The organism is Citrobacter sp. BIDMC107 (genome assembly GCF_001037575.1).
GTDB classification, from domain to species: Bacteria; Pseudomonadota; Gammaproteobacteria; order Enterobacterales; family Enterobacteriaceae; genus Citrobacter; species Citrobacter freundii.
In genome coordinates, this window is record NZ_KQ089848.1 from 1,917,157 (window position 1) to 1,933,241 (window position 16,085).

At 54.4% G+C, this 16,085-nt stretch carries 12 protein-coding genes; 3 read left to right on the forward strand and 9 right to left on the reverse strand.

Annotated features, from left to right (window positions below; translation table 11 throughout):
• Window positions 1-65: 65 nt before the first annotated feature.
• On the forward strand, window positions 66-617 hold the full coding sequence (gene yjgA, locus SK39_RS08865; protein WP_003025750.1) for a ribosome biogenesis factor YjgA: 552 nt from the start codon (window positions 66-68) through the stop codon (window positions 615-617).
• A 107-nt stretch (window positions 618-724) separates the two neighbouring features.
• Here the strand turns inward: yjgA and mpl are convergent, their stop codons facing one another.
• Window positions 725-2,104: a UDP-N-acetylmuramate:L-alanyl-gamma-D-glutamyl-meso-diaminopimelate ligase gene (mpl, locus tag SK39_RS08870; RefSeq protein ID WP_003844936.1), complete on the reverse strand. Its 1,380-nt coding sequence runs from the start codon at window positions 2,102-2,104 to the stop codon at window positions 725-727.
• Window positions 2,105-2,279: 175 nt separating this feature from the next.
• Between mpl and fbp the strand changes: the two genes are divergently transcribed.
• Window positions 2,280-3,278 (forward strand): class 1 fructose-bisphosphatase, encoded by a 999-nt coding sequence (gene fbp / locus SK39_RS08875; protein ID WP_003025742.1) that lies wholly within the window; start codon window positions 2,280-2,282, stop codon window positions 3,276-3,278.
• A 114-nt stretch (window positions 3,279-3,392) separates the two neighbouring features.
• Here the strand turns inward: fbp and SK39_RS08880 are convergent, their stop codons facing one another.
• From SK39_RS08880 to ytfQ, 5 genes are all read right to left on the reverse strand, one after another.
• On the reverse strand, window positions 3,393-4,505 hold the full coding sequence (locus SK39_RS08880) for a methyl-accepting chemotaxis protein (RefSeq protein WP_075261956.1): 1,113 nt from the start codon (window positions 4,503-4,505) through the stop codon (window positions 3,393-3,395).
• 103 nt (window positions 4,506-4,608) lie between these two features.
• Entirely contained in the window at window positions 4,609-5,610 is a 1,002-nt protein-coding gene (gene yjfF, locus SK39_RS08885) for a galactofuranose ABC transporter, permease protein YjfF (RefSeq protein ID WP_003025736.1), read from the reverse strand.
• Complete coding sequence (ytfT, locus tag SK39_RS08890) at window positions 5,597-6,619, reverse strand: galactofuranose ABC transporter, ATP-binding protein YtfT (RefSeq protein ID WP_008323019.1); 1,023 nt, start codon at window positions 6,617-6,619, stop codon at window positions 5,597-5,599. The genes yjfF and ytfT overlap by 14 nt, the downstream gene beginning before the upstream one ends.
• Window positions 6,620-6,632: 13 nt before the next feature.
• Window positions 6,633-8,135: a galactofuranose ABC transporter, ATP-binding protein YtfR gene (gene ytfR / locus SK39_RS08895; RefSeq protein WP_016149467.1), complete on the reverse strand. Its 1,503-nt coding sequence runs from the start codon at window positions 8,133-8,135 to the stop codon at window positions 6,633-6,635.
• Between the two features lie 103 nt (window positions 8,136-8,238).
• Entirely contained in the window at window positions 8,239-9,195 is a 957-nt protein-coding gene (gene ytfQ / locus SK39_RS08900) for a galactofuranose ABC transporter substrate-binding protein YtfQ (RefSeq protein WP_003025728.1), read from the reverse strand.
• A gap of 309 nt (window positions 9,196-9,504) precedes the next feature.
• On the opposite strand from ytfQ, the gene ppa reads away from it, so the two are divergent.
• Window positions 9,505-10,032 (forward strand): inorganic diphosphatase, encoded by a 528-nt coding sequence (ppa, locus tag SK39_RS08905; protein ID WP_003025726.1) that lies wholly within the window; start codon window positions 9,505-9,507, stop codon window positions 10,030-10,032.
• Between the two features lie 104 nt (window positions 10,033-10,136).
• Here the strand turns inward: ppa and SK39_RS08910 are convergent, their stop codons facing one another.
• From SK39_RS08910 to tamA, 3 genes are read right to left on the reverse strand one after another with little or no spacing between them, the layout of a single operon-like run.
• Window positions 10,137-10,481 carry a gamma-glutamylcyclotransferase family protein gene (locus SK39_RS08910; protein ID WP_003025723.1) on the reverse strand — a complete coding sequence of 115 codons (345 nt, stop codon included), beginning with the start codon at window positions 10,479-10,481 and terminating at the stop codon, window positions 10,137-10,139.
• Between the two features lie 2 nt (window positions 10,482-10,483).
• Window positions 10,484-14,260, reverse strand: coding sequence for an autotransporter assembly complex protein TamB (gene tamB, locus SK39_RS08915; protein WP_048216925.1), 3,777 nt, complete (start codon window positions 14,258-14,260; stop codon window positions 10,484-10,486).
• Window positions 14,257-15,990, reverse strand: coding sequence for an autotransporter assembly complex protein TamA (gene tamA / locus SK39_RS08920; RefSeq protein WP_003025718.1), 1,734 nt, complete (start codon window positions 15,988-15,990; stop codon window positions 14,257-14,259). Before tamA ends, tamB begins: the two co-directional genes overlap by 4 nt.
• Window positions 15,991-16,085 lie beyond the last annotated feature (95 nt).

Sequence of the window (16,085 nt, forward strand, 5' to 3'; positions counted from 1 at the left end):
AGAGAACCGTTTTTCAGTGCGCATCTTAACTGGTAACATTAGCCTCTTTTTTTAAGGAGCCTGAAATGACAAAGCAGCCCGAAGACTGGCTCGACGACGTTCCCGGTGATGACATCGAAGACGAAGACGATGAAATTATCTGGGTCAGTAAAAGTGAAATTAAACGCGATGCCGAGGAGTTAAAACGCCTGGGTGCGGAACTGGTTGATCTGGGGAAAAACGCGCTGGATAAGATCCCGCTTGATGCGGATTTACGTGCCGCCATTGAGCTGGCCCAGCGTATTAAGATGGAAGGACGTCGCCGCCAGTTGCAGTTGATTGGCAAAATGTTGCGCCAGCGCGATGTTGATCCTATCCGTCAGGCGCTGGACAAGCTGAAAAATCGTCACAACCAGCAGGTCGTTGTCTTCCATAAGCTGGAGCAACTGCGTGACCGTATGGTTGACGGTAGCGATGAAGCCATCGAAGAAGTGATGAATCTGTGGCCTGACGCCGACCGCCAGCAACTGCGTTCGCTGGTGCGTAACGCCAGGAAAGAAAAAGCGGGCAACAAGCCGCCAAAATCTTCCCGTCAGATCTTCCAGTATCTGCGTGAACTGGCGGAAAACGAAGCCTAACCTCTTCGTCTGCTGAAAGTGCCGGATGGCGGTGCAATCACCTTATCCGGCCTACAATCCGTTAACACGTTGTAGGCCCGGTAAGCGTAGCGCCACCGGGCATTTTTTTACTCTTCCGCTTCTGCCTGAGCTTTCTTCGCCAGGCCATCCAGCAGTTTTTGATGAATACCACCAAATCCGCCGTTGCTCATCACCAGAATGTGATCGCCTGGCTGCGCGGTTTTCACCACCATATCTGCCAGGGCATCCACATCGCCACTCCAGTGTGCCGGCTGAACGCAGGCTTCAGCGACTTCGGCTACCTGCCACGGAATATGCGGAGGTTGCAGCAGGAACACTTCGTCCGCACGGCCTAACGACGGCGCCAGATCGTCTTTGCACAGGCCCATTTTCATGGTGTTCGAGCGAGGCTCCAGCACTGCGATGATGCGCGCCGTACCGCCCACTTTACCGCGCAACGCCGCAAGCGTTGCCAGAATGGCCGTCGGGTGATGGGCAAAATCGTCATACACCGTCACGCCATTGGCTTCACCGCGCAGCTCAAGACGACGACGGGCGTTAATGAATGAACCGAGCGCATTAGCTGCATCTGCAGGCACGACGCCCACATGGCGCGCGGCCGCAATCGCCATCAGACCGTTATGCATATTGTGCTCGCCCACCAGGCCCCACTTCACTTCGCCGACTTTTTCACCGTCCAGCCACACTTCCCACTCAGAAGCATCGGTGGTCAGTTTTTTCGCCTGCCAGTGACCTTGTTCGCCCACCAGCTCTTGTTCGCTCCAGCAGCCCATCGCCATCGTCTGTTTCAGATTGATGTCGTTTTCCGGGTAGATGATGCGTCCCTGGCCCGGCACGATACGTACCAGGTGATGGAACTGTTTCTGGATCGCTTTCAAATCGTCAAAGATGTCCGCGTGATCGAACTCAAGGTTGTTGAGGATCAGCGTACGCGGGCAGTAATGCACGAATTTAGAACGCTTGTCGAAGAACGCGCAGTCGTACTCATCTGCTTCAATCACGAAGAAGTCGCTTTCGCCCAGACGCGCAGAAACCTCGAAGTTACCCGGTACGCCGCCGATCACAAAGCCAGGCTTATAGCCGCAGGCTTCGAGGATCCAGGTCGCCATTCCGGCGGTGGTGGTTTTGCCGTGCGTACCCGCAACCGCCAGTACCCAGCGGTCGCGCAATACAAAGTCATGCAGCCACTGCGGGCCAGACATGAACGGAATGTTCTTCTCGAGAACCGCTTCCACGCACGGATTACCACGGGTCATGGCATTGCCGATGATCACTAAGTCCGGCTGCGGGTCGAGCTGGCTGGCATCGTAACCCTGAATCAGATCAATGCCTTGCTTCTCAAGTAAGGTACTCATCGGCGGATACACATTGGCGTCCGAACCGGTTACTTCATGACCGAGCGAGCGCGCCAGCATCGCCAGACCGCCCATGAAAGTGCCACAAATTCCCAAAATATGAATGCGCATACGTCACTATCCTTTTTTAATCTGGGGGCCATTTTACGCACATGTCCGGCAAGTGAGAAACGCATTTCAGGATATTCCGCAGTTTGCTGGCGCGATTCACCTAAGCGCAACAATGGAAATATTTGTTAATATTGTTGCGGTCGCTTTACTCCACATAAATTGCAGGGAAAGTGTTATGAAAACGTTAGGTGAATTTATTGTCGAAAAGCAGCACGAGTTTTCTCATGCTACCGGTGAACTCACTGCTTTGTTGTCGGCAATAAAGCTGGGCGCCAAGATCATCCACCGCGATATCAACAAGGCCGGTCTGGTCGATATCCTGGGTGCCAGCGGTGCTGAGAACGTGCAGGGAGAGGTTCAGCAAAAACTCGATCTGTTCGCGAACGAAAAACTGAAAGCTGCACTGAAGGCGCGCGACATTGTGGCGGGCATTGCCTCGGAAGAAGAAGATGAAATCGTCGTCTTTGAAGGCTGTGAACACGCTAAATACGTTGTGCTAATGGATCCGCTGGATGGCTCATCCAACATCGATGTTAACGTCTCTGTCGGTACGATTTTCTCTATTTACCGCCGCGTAACCCCAGTCGGTACTCCGGTCACGGAAGAGGATTTCCTGCAACCGGGCAACAAGCAGGTTGCTGCAGGTTACGTGGTTTATGGTTCTTCCACCATGCTGGTGTACACCACCGGCTGTGGCGTGCACGCCTTCACCTACGATCCTTCTCTGGGCGTATTCTGCCTCAGCCAGGAACGTATGCGCTTCCCGGCGAAAGGCAGCACGTACTCCATTAACGAAGGTAACTACATCAAATTCCCGAACGGCGTGAAGAAGTACATTAAATTCTGCCAGGAAGAAGATAAGTCAACCCAGCGCCCGTACACCTCGCGCTACATTGGCTCTCTGGTTGCGGACTTCCATCGCAATCTGCTGAAAGGCGGGATCTACCTGTACCCAAGCACCGCCAGCCACCCGGAAGGGAAACTGCGTCTGCTGTATGAATGCAACCCAATGGCCCTGCTGGCCGAGCAAGCGGGCGGCAAGGCGAGCGACGGTAAAAATCGTATTCTGGATATCATCCCGGAAAGCCTGCACCAGCGCCGCTCCTTCTTCGTGGGTAACGACCATATGGTTGAAGATGTAGAACGCTTTATCCGCGAGTTCCCGGACGCGTAAGCGCAACATCCGGCCTACAGCACGTTGCAGGCCGGATAAGCGAAGTGCCATCCGGCACAATACGGTGATATTGCCGGATGGCGGCGTAAACGCCTTTATCCGGCCTACGCGCGGTTACGCTGTCTGTAGCTTAAATACGGCCATTGCTTCGATTAGCGCTGAAGACTGTTCTTCCAGCGAGCGGGTAGCCGCTGACGACTGCTGTACCAGCGCCGCATTTTGCTGCGCCGTTTCATCCATCTGAATCACCGCAATATTCACCTGCTCTATGCCGCGACTCTGTTCCTGGGACGCACTGGCAATTTCACGCATCAGTTTGGTCATGCGCATGACTTCATTGGCAATCTCATCCATGGTTTCGCCCGCCTGCTGCGCCAGCTCACTACCTTCCCCTACGTGGGTGTGTGAATCACTGATTAACGTGCGGATCTCTTTGGCCGCCTCGGCGCTGCGGCTGGCCAGATTACGTACTTCACCTGCAACAACCGCAAAGCCCCGCCCCTGCTCACCGGCGCGCGCCGCTTCAACGGAAGCGTTGAGCGCCAGGATATTGGTCTGGAAAGCAATACCGTCGATTACGCTGAGGATGTCGGCGATTCGGCTGGAGCTGCCGGAAATATCGCGCATTTTCTCGATCACATAGCACACCATTTCGCTACCGCGATCGGCGGTATCCGACACCGATTTTGCCAGTTGGTGAGCCTGTTCCGCGTTCTGCGCATTCTGTTTCACCGTCGCCGTGAGTTCTTCCATGCTGGCGGCGGTCTGCTCCAGTGAAGTGGCTGTCGATTCAGTGCGTTGCGCCAGATGCTGGTTCCCGGCCGTCAGTTCACGACTGCCAATATCAATTTGCGAACTGGCATCGCGTACGCGTTGTACCGAGTCGCCCAGCGCATGGCGCATGTCATCCATTGCCGCGTTCAGGCGGTTGAATTCAGCGCTGGCCGACAGCGTGGTAAACGGTGATAAATCCCCCGTCGCCAGACGTTCCAGTTGCTCAACCATATTATCCAGCGGTTTGAGAAACTTATTTCGCAGCATAAACCAAATAACCGCCAGCAATACGATAGCAGTCAACATCGCAGTGCTCATAATACCGTTATAAATCAATGATGTAATGACACGCGTAGAGGCATATAGCCCCATACCACCGGTCAGTAACAGAAGGAAAGTCAGCAAAGACAATAACACCAACAAACTTGATCGAATTGAAAGGGATTTTGGCATCGTTATATTTCCGGTTGTAGGGTTAAAACAGACCTGTACAGAACCTATCGACTACAACCGGAAAAAGTTTAGGTATTTAAATGTTTTCTGGAAAATCAGGATGTTACTTTGGTGTTGCCGCCGTACCCACTCGGGTAACCGGCGAGCTTTGACGATTTTCCCAAAGCACCGTCAGACCGCGTTGTAACGCTATAAAAATAAACAATAAAATGCCAATCGCGATCTTCGTCCACCAGGAACTTAATGTGCCATCAAAATTAATGTAGGTCTGGATCAGCCCTTGGATCGCCACGCCAAATAGCGTACCCAACACCGTTCCCACGCCGCCGCTTAGCAGCGTTCCGCCAATCACCACTGAGGCAATCGCATCCAGCTCAACGCCAACGCCCGCCAGCGCATAACCCGCCTGGGTGTAAATGGAAAACACAATGCCGGCAAGCGTCGCCAGCCCGGTAGACAGCATATAAATGCGGATCGTTGTGCTGCGAGTAGAAATGCCCATCAGGTTAGCAGAGGTGGCGTTGCCGCCAATGGCGTAAACCTGATTACCAAAGCGCGTACGGTGCGCAAGGAAGATGCCAATCACCACCACGCCCAGCATTAACAACCCCATCGCGCTCAGGCGACCGCCGCCAGGAATTTTCCATGCCAGACTTGAGAGCGTGTCATAAATCGGATGGTTAATCGGGATGGATTCTTCTGAAACCAGATAGCTGACGCCGCGCAGGAAGAACATTCCCGCCAGAGTGATAATAAATGCCGGGATCTTCAGCGCATCAATCAGTAACCCCATAAATGCGCCAAACGCGCAGCCCATCAGCAAAATCAGGGGGAACGCCAGCAGCGGGGAAATACCCCAATAGCCAATGGCCTTCGCCAAAAATACGCCGGTAAACGCGATCACCGAGCCAACGGAAAGGTCGATCCCGCCAGAGAGGATCACGAAGGTCATGCCCACGGCAATAATCCCTAAAAAAGCGTTATCGGTCAGGATATTGCAAATCACCCGGGTGGAAGCAAAAGCTGGAAACTGCGTCAGGCAGTAAAGGTAGCCCAGCACAAACACGCCGAGGGTGATCATCAGCGGTAAATTACGTTTTATCATGACCACGCACTCCTTTTATCAGGCTGATAAAGCGTTGTGATTGCACGACCAGCACACACAACACCACCACGGCTTTGACCACCTGATTCAGTTCCGGCTGGAAGCCCGACAGCAAAATCCCGGTGTTCATGCCCTGAATAATCAACGCGCCTACCACCGACAGCAGCAGGTTAAAGCGCCCGCCCATTAGCGAGCCACCACCGATGACTACCGCCAGGATGGCATCCAGTTCCAGCCATAATCCGGCGTTATTGGCATCTGCCCCACGAATATCCGCCGTGACGATAATGCCAGCGATAGCCGCGCACAGGCCGCTCAGCACATAGGTGAGCATCACGATAATGCGGGTGTTCACCCCAGCGTTTTTTGCCGCACGAATGTTGATACCCACCGCTTCGATAAACATACCCAGCGCCGTTTTCCGCGTCAGCAGCCAGAACACCACCAGCGTGAGCAGTGCAATAATTACCGGCGTAGGGAACAGTAAGAGCGAGCCGCTACCAAACCACGACAGCTCGGGCGAGTTGAAAGTGACGATTTGCCCGGAAGTGATAAGCTGCGCCACTCCACGCCCGGCCACCATCAGGATTAGCGTGGCGACAAACGGCTGGATCTTGAGTATGGCCACCAGAATCCCATTCCACAGCCCAGCCAGAATGCCGGAGCCTAAGGCGGCAAGCAGCACCACCGGTAGACTGTGCCCGGCCACCGTCATCGCCGCAGTAGTGGCGCCAGCAATAGCCATGACGGCCCCCACGGAAAGGTCGATGCCGCCGGTGGCAATCACCAGCGTCATACCAATCGCCAACAGCGCCACGGGAGCGGCGCGGTTGAGAATATCAATCGGGCTACCAAACAGCCGACCATCCTGCAAAATCACCTGGTAGAAGTGCGGGGCGACCAGGCTATCCACCAGCAGCACCAGCAGTAGCGCCACCAGTTGTGGCATCCCCTTTGGCCAACGGAACCGCCGTTTAGGCGGATTGGATTGAGGGAGGGATTGAGGCATCACCATAGTCTCCTTAGGCCGCAATGGCGTTCATGATCGCCGGTACGGACAGTTCAGCCAGTGGGATCTCGGCCACTTGTTTGCGATCGCGCATAATAATGACCCGATCGGCATAGCCCACTAACTCTTCCAGTTCGGATGAAATGACCAGCAGCGCCAGACCATCCGCGCACAGCGTTTCGATCAGGCGGATGATCTCGGCATGTGCGCCGACGTCGATCCCACGCGTGGGTTCATCGAGGATCAGGAATTGCGGTTTGGTCAGTAACCAGCGCGAGAGCAATACTTTTTGCTGATTGCCGCCGGAGAGAAACTCGATCGGCTGTTCAGCGTTGGGGGTGCGAATTCCAAGCTGGCGGATAAAACGCTCGGCAATCTCGTTTTGTTCTTTCCGTGGGATAGGCCGCAGCCAGCCGCGCTGCGCCTGCAATGCCAGAATGATGTTTTCCCGCACCGAAGCGGCGGCAATAATGCCATCCGTTTTGCGATCCTCCGGACAGAAACCGATTCCCAGACACGAAGCCTGATGCGGCGATCGCAAGGTCTGCGGTTTGCCTTTGATCAGCGCACTTCCGCTGTCGGCGGGTTTAATACCGAAGATCACCTCTGCCGTTTCCGTTCGCCCGGATCCCAGCAGCCCTGCGAGACCGACGATCTCACCGGGACGCACCTGTAGATCAAACGGCGCGATGGTGCCTTTTTTGCCAAAGTCGCTAAAGGCCGCCACCGGCTTATCGCTAAGCAATGTGCGGCCCGCACGCTGTAGCGCATGGGTATCCAGTTCGCGACCCAGCATCATTTTGACCAGTTCAATTTGCGGTAATTCCCGGGTTTCACGGCAGCCAACGAAGCCGCCGTTACGCAGAACGGTGATGCGATCGCTGACCTGATAAACCTGATCGAGGAAATGAGTGACGAAGATCAGGCTGACGCCCCGATCGCGCAGATGACGCATCAGTCCGAACAGCATTTCAACTTCCTGGGTATCGAGACTGGCGGTCGGCTCATCGAGGATCAGCACTTTCGCGGAGAGATCGATCGCCCGACAGATGGCGACGATTTGTTGCATCGCCACGGAAAAGCGGTTCAGCGGCTCACGCACGTCAAGGGAAAAACCGTATGACGCCATCAGCTCCGTCGCGCGTTTTTCCATCTGCTTGCGCTGAAGCAGGCCAAAACGCCGCGGCTCACGGCCAATAAATAAGTTATCGGCGACCGACATATTGGGCAGCAGGTTCACTTCCTGGTACACGGTGCCAATCCCCAGTTGCTGGGCATGGGCGGTGTTTTTGGGGGAGATCGGTTGGCCTTCGAGCCAGATAGTGCCGCGATCTGCATGGTAAACGCCGGTCAGCGCTTTGATGAGCGTCGATTTGCCGGCTCCGTTTTCCCCCAGCAGCGCCATAATTTCACCGCGACGCAAGCTGAAATCCACGTTATCCAACGCTTTGACGCCGGGAAAGAATTTGCTTAATCCTTCGGTGCGGAGGATTTCCTGATGTTGGTCGGTGGTCATGATTCCCCCTGCATCACGCCGGATGGCGCTACGCTTATCCGGCCTACAAAAGAGCGTAATGTAGGCCGGGCAAGCGCAGCCCCCCCGGCATTTTCATGAAGGCTTAGTAGCCCATGTTTTTCTTCTTCTCTAACTCTTCTTTCGCCGTATCCGGCAGATAGAGGATCGACTTGGTAATGGTCAGCTTCTCAGGCATCGTGCCGTCTTTTTTGAATTTCTCCAGCGCGTCGAATGCCGGCCCCGCCATATTCGGCGTCAGTTCGACACTGGCGTTGGCTTCACCGTCAATCATCGCTTTGTAGATATCCGGTACGCCGTCGATAGAACCGGTGAGAATATCTTTGCCGGGTTTCAGACCCGCTTCTTTGATCGCCTGGATAGCACCGATCACCATGTCATCGTTGTGGGCGTAAACCATGCAGATGTTCTTGCCGTTGTTTTCTGCTTTGATAAAGCTCTCCATCACTTCTTTCCCTTTACTGCGGGTGAAGTCACCGGACTGAGAGCGGATAATTTTGATGTTTGGCGCACTGGCGATGGCTTCAGCAAAGCCTTTTTTACGATCGATCGCCACGCTGGCCCCGACGGTCCCTTGCAGCTCAACGACGTTACACGGCTTGCCGTCCACTTGTTTAATCAGCCAGTCGCCGATCAATTTGCCTTCCAGCACGTTGTCGGCGGTGACGGTGGTCATATAGAGAGATTTGTCTTTTACATCGATAGAACGATCAAGCAAAAAGACCGGAATGTCGGCATCTTTCGCTTCTTTTAAAACCGGCTCCCAACCTGTTGCCACGACCGGCGCAATAAAGATGGCGTCGACGCCCTGCGCAACAAATGAGCGAACTGCTTTAATCTGGTTTTCCTGCTTTTGTTGGCCATCAGCGATTTTCAGCGTAATTCCCCGCTTTTCGGCCTCGCTTTTCGCGACGTTGGTTTCTGCTGCGCGCCAGCCGGATTCAGAGCCAACCTGCGAAAATCCTACGGTTAAAGGGGCTGCCATTGCCATAGACGACATGGCTGCCGAAACTGCTGTGACTAAAAGTAAGCGCTTCCACATAAGTGCGTCCTCGTAGGGTGATTATTGTTGGTTAATTAACCGTTGCGAAAAAACTATAGACAATTGAGCATGTAACGGATTGCGTTACATCACACTTCAAAAAAGTAAATAAAACGTTAATCACAACTTTGTAATCGCTTTCATCTCGCTATGAAAAATGCGGCTGAAGATATGGATTTTTCTGTCACGAGAGAGAGGCGAAAAGAAGAAAATGCACGCAGAGAAAGCGAAAACAAGCGGAGACATTCCGCGCGAGTTGGCTATAATACCCGCCACTTGTTTGCCATAGCTTATTTAAAGGAAACAGACATGAGCTTACTCAACGTCCCTGCCGGTAAAGACCTGCCGGAAGATATCTACGTTGTTATCGAGATCCCTGCTAACGCAGATCCGATCAAATACGAAGTTGACAAAGAGAGCGGCGCCCTGTTCGTTGACCGCTTCATGTCCACCGCGATGTTCTATCCGTGCAACTACGGTTACATCAACCACACCCTGTCTCTGGATGGTGACCCGGTAGACGTTCTGGTCCCGACTCCGTACCCGCTGGAGCCAGGTTCAGTGATTCGTTGCCGCCCGGTTGGCGTACTGAAAATGACCGACGAATCCGGTGAAGATGCGAAACTGGTTGCTGTACCGCACACCAAGCTGAGCAAAGAATACGATCACATCAAAGATGTGACCGACCTGCCGGAACTGCTGAAAGCGCAGATCACCCACTTCTTCGAGCACTACAAAGACCTCGAAGCAGGCAAATGGGTAAAAGTTGACGGTTGGGACAACGCTGAAGCTGCTAAAGCTGAAATCGTTGCTTCCTTCGAGCGCGCGAAGAAGTAAGTTTTACTTTTGATGCTTAGCCCCGCATGTCGGGGCTTTTTTGTGCCCTGATACAAGTGCAACAGGTACATAAAACAACGCCACCCGAAGGTGGCGTGTTCACATCAGTACTGGTCTCTGTCTAACCAGTTACCGCTTTCAATCAGCGTTAAGCCATCAACCGGACGTTGGTACACGTACATCCATGCACTTCCGTACGGCGTTTGAATTAACTGGCGTGCGTATTCACCGCCGCGGGTACGCAGAGCGTCAAGCTCTGCCAGCGTGGCGTTATCAATACGATAAACTTCCCCGTGTACTGTTCCATTTCCCGGAACGGCGCCTGGATAGTGGCCCAGGCTGTACAACTGGTAGTTATCGATACTGAAATTTCCCAGCAACAGGGCATTGGTCATCCAGTGGCTGTTGCCTTGTTTGGTTCGTAAACTGCCGTAGACAAATATTCGCATTGCTAAAACTCGAACTGATAGAGCAAATCAAGTGCCTGATCTACGCCAGACACTGCTTCCAGATATAGCTTAGGCATCAGACGATAACGTAGCGTGAGTGTCGCTAAGGAGTCAAATATACCCACACCATATTTCACCTGCAGACCTGGCAGTACGTATCCGCTGACAACCACCTGAGATGAGTCGCCCACCCCTTGCGTGTCCAGTGCCAGATTGCTTACGCCAAATGTCTCCCCGATTTTACCCACAACCTGACCACTTTGTGCAACCCCCAGACCAATAAGCATTGAGGTCATCGCTGCGCTATCGCTCTGCTCGCTATCCAGCCCTTGTCCGCGTAGCAGGTAGGAAAGCGCCATTTGCTGCGACATTGCCGGGTCAGAGAAGATCTCCGCCTTCGGTTCATCGGCGGTACCAGTGACGCGAACGCCAGCGATCACGTCGTCTTCGGTGGCATCCGGGTTACGAATCGCTTCGATGTTGAGCAACGGCTGATCCGGCGGACCGGAGAACAACAGCTCGCCCTTACGCACAATCAGATCCTGACCATAGGCATGGAAGCGACCGCTCGGAATATTAATTTGGCCGTTCAGCCCCAGCCCCTGCTTATCCTGCACCACTTTCAGATCGCCCGTCAGACGCGCTTTCAGACCAAAGGCGTCAAGACGCACGTTGTTACCGACGTGGATGTTCAGGTTGCTGTTGATCGGAATGCCGGCAGTCTGCGGTTTCTCGGGCTGCAGATTGTTGTTAAGCATGACCATATCGCTGGAAACCCCAACCGCGCTTTCCGGCAGGTCATGTACCACGATACGCGCCCACGGCACATCCACGTTGCCATCAAGGGTGAACAGGCTTGGCGTGGCTTCAAAGACCACGTCCGGCGAGACATCCAGGCGGACCATTGGCGGTACGGTAATACGTACCCTACTGCCTTTAGCCGCGACGCGCGCCCGCCAGTTGTCTATCTGACTCCAGTCGGCATCGCCGCTCAGGTTAATTTCTCCCTGCTGCGTACGCACCACACCCGCCAGCGTTGAGCGTGTTCCTGTGAAGTTAACGGCTAACTGGCTTGGCTGCATGTCAAACGGCATAAAGTTACCGTCTATATCCAGACCGCTCAGTTGCAGCTGTCCGAGCAACTGCGGGCTTTGCACATCGCCGCCCAGCCGCAGGTTGGCGTTGATCATCCCTGCCGCTTTTTCACCGCGCGAGAAGATGGGGTTCACCATCGCCAGATTGAAGTTGCGAATATTGACGTTACCGCCCAGATTACGGCGCCCTTGCGGATCTGTTACCTGCACCTGTCCGTCAAACTGTCCGTTGTTGGTCAGACGAATCAGCCAGCCCAGCTCGGCACGGTTATTGTGCAGGTCGGCGGTCAGATTCAACGTCTCAAACGCCACGGGGAGCGGCGCATCATTCACGCTTTGCGTGACCTTCACGTTACGTCCGCTCAGGGTGACCTGCCCCTGTGGCAGCCCCTCTTTGGTGGTGTCCCAACTCACATCGGCTTTACCGGTGAACACGCCGCTGGCCTGGGTTGTCTCCGGCATAAACGGTTTTAGCATCGCCAGGTCGAAGCGGTTTAGATTCACCACCGCGCGCCCTTCCGCGCCCGCATCAATCGTCTGTGGTACGCACAGCTCCGCATTCGGGTTGTTCCAGCAGTGCGGTCCGATACTAATTTTTTGTTCCTGATTACGGTAATCCAGCGCGATAGCCCGGTTGAGCGACCACGGACCGACCGGCGTCTGGAAGCGGGTATTGCTTAACTCTCCTTTCCAGCGCTGTTCTTTGCGATCAAAGCTCCCGGCAAGATCCAGTTGCCCGGAAACCGGTTCACCCTGAATGCGCAACTGCAGCTCGTGCTGCTTTTCACTGCCTTTGGCGTTGAGCGTCACCAGGCCAATATTCACGTCAGGTTGTACAATCCGCTCTACGCGAACATTAAGATTACCGGCGATTTGCTCGGCCGATTTCACATCCCCTTCAACACGTACCTGAGCAACGGAAAGTTCCTGCCAGCGCAGACCACGGGCGGTAATATCCGCCAGCAGCTGTGGTGCTTCAACCGTACCGCGAACTTTTACCAGCCCTTTCGCCGTACCACCCAGCCCCGGCAGCGCGTTATCCAGGCTTGGGGCATCAATCGTCGCGTCGAGGTTGAGGTCTTTAACCCCCAGTTCACCTTTTACGTCCGCACTGTTGCGTCCCAGTTCCAGATGCAGGCCCGGGATCGTCCACTGCAGGTAGCTGTTCCCCTTCAGCGAACCGTTCACATTGACCTTATTCTGCTTCACGTTGCCGGTCAGCTTCAGCTCGGGAACCTCCATCTGCCAGCTTCCGCCGTACAGACTGCCGCGAGTTTTCACCAGGCCATTCAGTTTTGACGGCCAGTCCGGGATCGCTTTTGCGGTGTTGATACCATCCAGCGTTAGCTCCCCACGCCAGCTGATCGCCTGCTGCCAGTCCACCAGTGCTTTCAGCTCGGTTTTCCCTTCCAGCGCCGCAACGCTGAGTTTGTCGAGATTGATCTGCTGCTCGTTGCCTTTGGCGTCCAGCGTGATGGTAGCCGGTGGAATATCCTGACCTTTCACGGCGGTACGCATCGACAGCGTATAGTCGGTCATCTTACCGGTCAGTTTGAGTTTGATGTCATCGGCCTGGAACTGTTTCTCACCGGTAAACGGCCAGTAAACCTGCTTACTCACCACCTCAATGTTGAGCGGTAATCCGGCTTCAGCCAGACGCGTCTGTGCACGCAGGTCCATATCCACCGGACCAGACAGATTGACGCCGACTTCCAGCTGCTCGCGCAGCGCGCCGCCGACCTTCAGCTTCACCTTTTCGCCTTTTAATGGGTCGATGTTTAGCGTGCTGTTTAACGTAATATCAACCGGCCACGTGTCGGTCAGTTGCGCCGTGCCGCTGGCTTTTACCGTTCCCTGATTCGAGTCGATGTCCAGCGCGTCGAGCTTCATGTTGCCGTCAATGCTGCTCACTTTTAGCAGCATGCTATGGACCGTTAAATCCGTATCTCCGGTCACGCGCAGTTGCTCGCCGCGAAACTCTTCAATATTGAGATTGAGCGGCAGATGGACATCGGTCATTTCCGGCAGCACCGGCTGTGAGAACAGATCTTTTAGCGTTTCGCCGAGCGGCTTTTCATCCGGCTGCGGGTTTTGAATCTTCGGTTCGACAACCTCTTCCTGCGCCACTTCCGCCACTTTGGGCAGAGCAATCAGCAGCCCCTGTAATGACGTTGGCTTCAACGTCAGCGTTTTTTCCTGCCAGTTCAGGCCAGAGGTAAAATCCAGCACGGAAACCGTGGTGTCATCGATTTTGATATTGATGTTGTTAAGCGCCACGCGTGAAAGCGTGATGGGGTAAGGCGTGGAAAGGTTAAGCGGACCGCTCTCTTCTTCCTCAGCCGGCGCGGATGGCGGCATCTTTTTGCTGTCGATCGCCACATTGATATTTTTCAGTGCCAGATCGTTGACGCACAGACTGCTGTTCCACAGGCAGTTAAGCCCCACGGCCAGGTGTACTTCGCCAGCATTCACCGCCACGCCAGGCTGGTCATAACGAATATTTTTCAGTGATAAATCCCGCCAGCCACCGGTGACCTGACCAATCTCCAGCCCCGGAACCCAACGATTAGCGGCTTTGAAGATCAGATGCAGGCCCGAGGTGGTACCGACGAGGAACGCCACCGTGCCTAACAACAGCAGGATAAAAATCAGCACGCCGAGGCTTATCTTCTTCCATAAACTCATAATTCAGGCCCCAGACCGATGTAAAACTGTAAACCATGTTCATCTTTGTCGCCGACCGGGACGGCAAAGTCGAGCTTGATAGGGCCCACTGGTGATTGCCAGCGTACGCCGACCCCGGCACCGGTTTTGAAATCGCTTCGGCGAATATCGCTGACCGCTTCACCGCTATCGACAAACATCGCGCCCCACCATTTACCGGTCACGTTGTACTGGTATTCCAGCGAGCCAGTTGCCAGCTTGGAGGCCCCTTTCAGCTTGCCGTCGCTACCTTCCGGCGAAATAGATTTGTATTTATAGCCGCGAATACTGCGATCGCCCCCGGCGAAGAAACGCAGGTCCGGCGGTACTTTGTCGAAGTCTCCGGTCTCAATCCAGCCGAGGTTGCCGCGCATCACAAAGCGATGGCGATCGTACAGCGTGCGGATCCAGACGTTTTGCGCCTGGAAAACGGAGAAATCAACATCTGACCCCCAGGCGGTGTTGGAGTAATCAATAGAATAACGCTGAGAGTCGCCCCAGACAGGCATCAAGCCGCCGCGTGAACGCGTCCGGCTGATCATCACGCCCGGATAGAGCAGCATAGTGGTGTTGGTGACGTTACCCTGGGTAAAGTGGTCGAGGCTCCAGCGCAGGTTAATCGCGCGCTGCCAGCCGCTGGAGAGGTCCCAGTAGCGGGAAACCGCAAGCGTCGTGGAGTCCTGCTCGGTATCGTTTAAATCGGTACGCTTAAAGCCGCCTTGCACCAGGTAATACTGTTCCAGCGGGTTCTTTAACAGCGGCATTTTATAGCTGAAATCAAGAACCTGCTCTGGCGCAGAGATGCTGGCGCTGGTCGTCAGGCTGTGGCCGTAGGAGTTCATCCACGGCTTTTTCCACGAGGTCTTCACCCGTGGTCCAACATCAGTTGAATAACCGACCCCGGTTTCGATGGTGTTTTCGGTGCGCGGTGAGACCACGCCTTTCAGCGGCAGCACTTTGGTTTTGCGGGCTTTATCAAACTCCGGCGCGACGACCACGGAGTTAAACCATCCGGTCGCCGACAGACGACGGTTCAGTTCGCCCAGATCTTTCGACTCGTACTCTTCACCTTCTTTAAAGGGCACCAGATTTTGCAGATACTCATCGCGAATTTGCGAGCCTTCAAAGGTGACATGCCCAAAGCGATAGCGTTCGCCGCTGTTGTAATCGATATCCCAGAACGCCTGGCGGCGCTCAAGCGCTATTCCAAGCTGGCTTTTATTAAATTCACTGTCGAAATAACCTTTGCGCAGCGCCACGCTGGTGAGTGACTTTTTGAAGTTGTCATAGTCCCCCTGATTCAGCACGGTGCCGATTGCCGGGCGCGTTTTCAACAGATCCAGATAATCTTTATCCGTACGCGCGCCACCACGCAAAATCACCTCGGTGCCACCAATCAGCACCGGCTCGCCGGGGGTCACTTTGGCGATCAGCACCTGGCGGCCTTTCGCCGGCGGTGGACGTAGTTCAAAATCAATAGTCGGCTCAAAGTAGCCCAGCGCTTTTAGCCCTTCGCGGATGGCATCATCAACGCGCGCACGAAAGCGTCGGTCTGGAGTGACTTCATCACTTTGAATCGTGGACAGCTGCGCACGGACGTTTTTCTCCAGCGGTCCTGATAATCCTTCGACCTGTAAGCGAACATTCGCGGCGGCGGCGGAGCCACTTAAGCACAGTAATCCCACCCAACATAACTGACGGATATGTGGCACATTTTCTCCTGAATATCCTTTTTTCCCACCCCTGGAAAAAAATACTATGCCGTTCCTCGGCTTAACAAAAAATCAACAATAAGAGTTGAAAAACA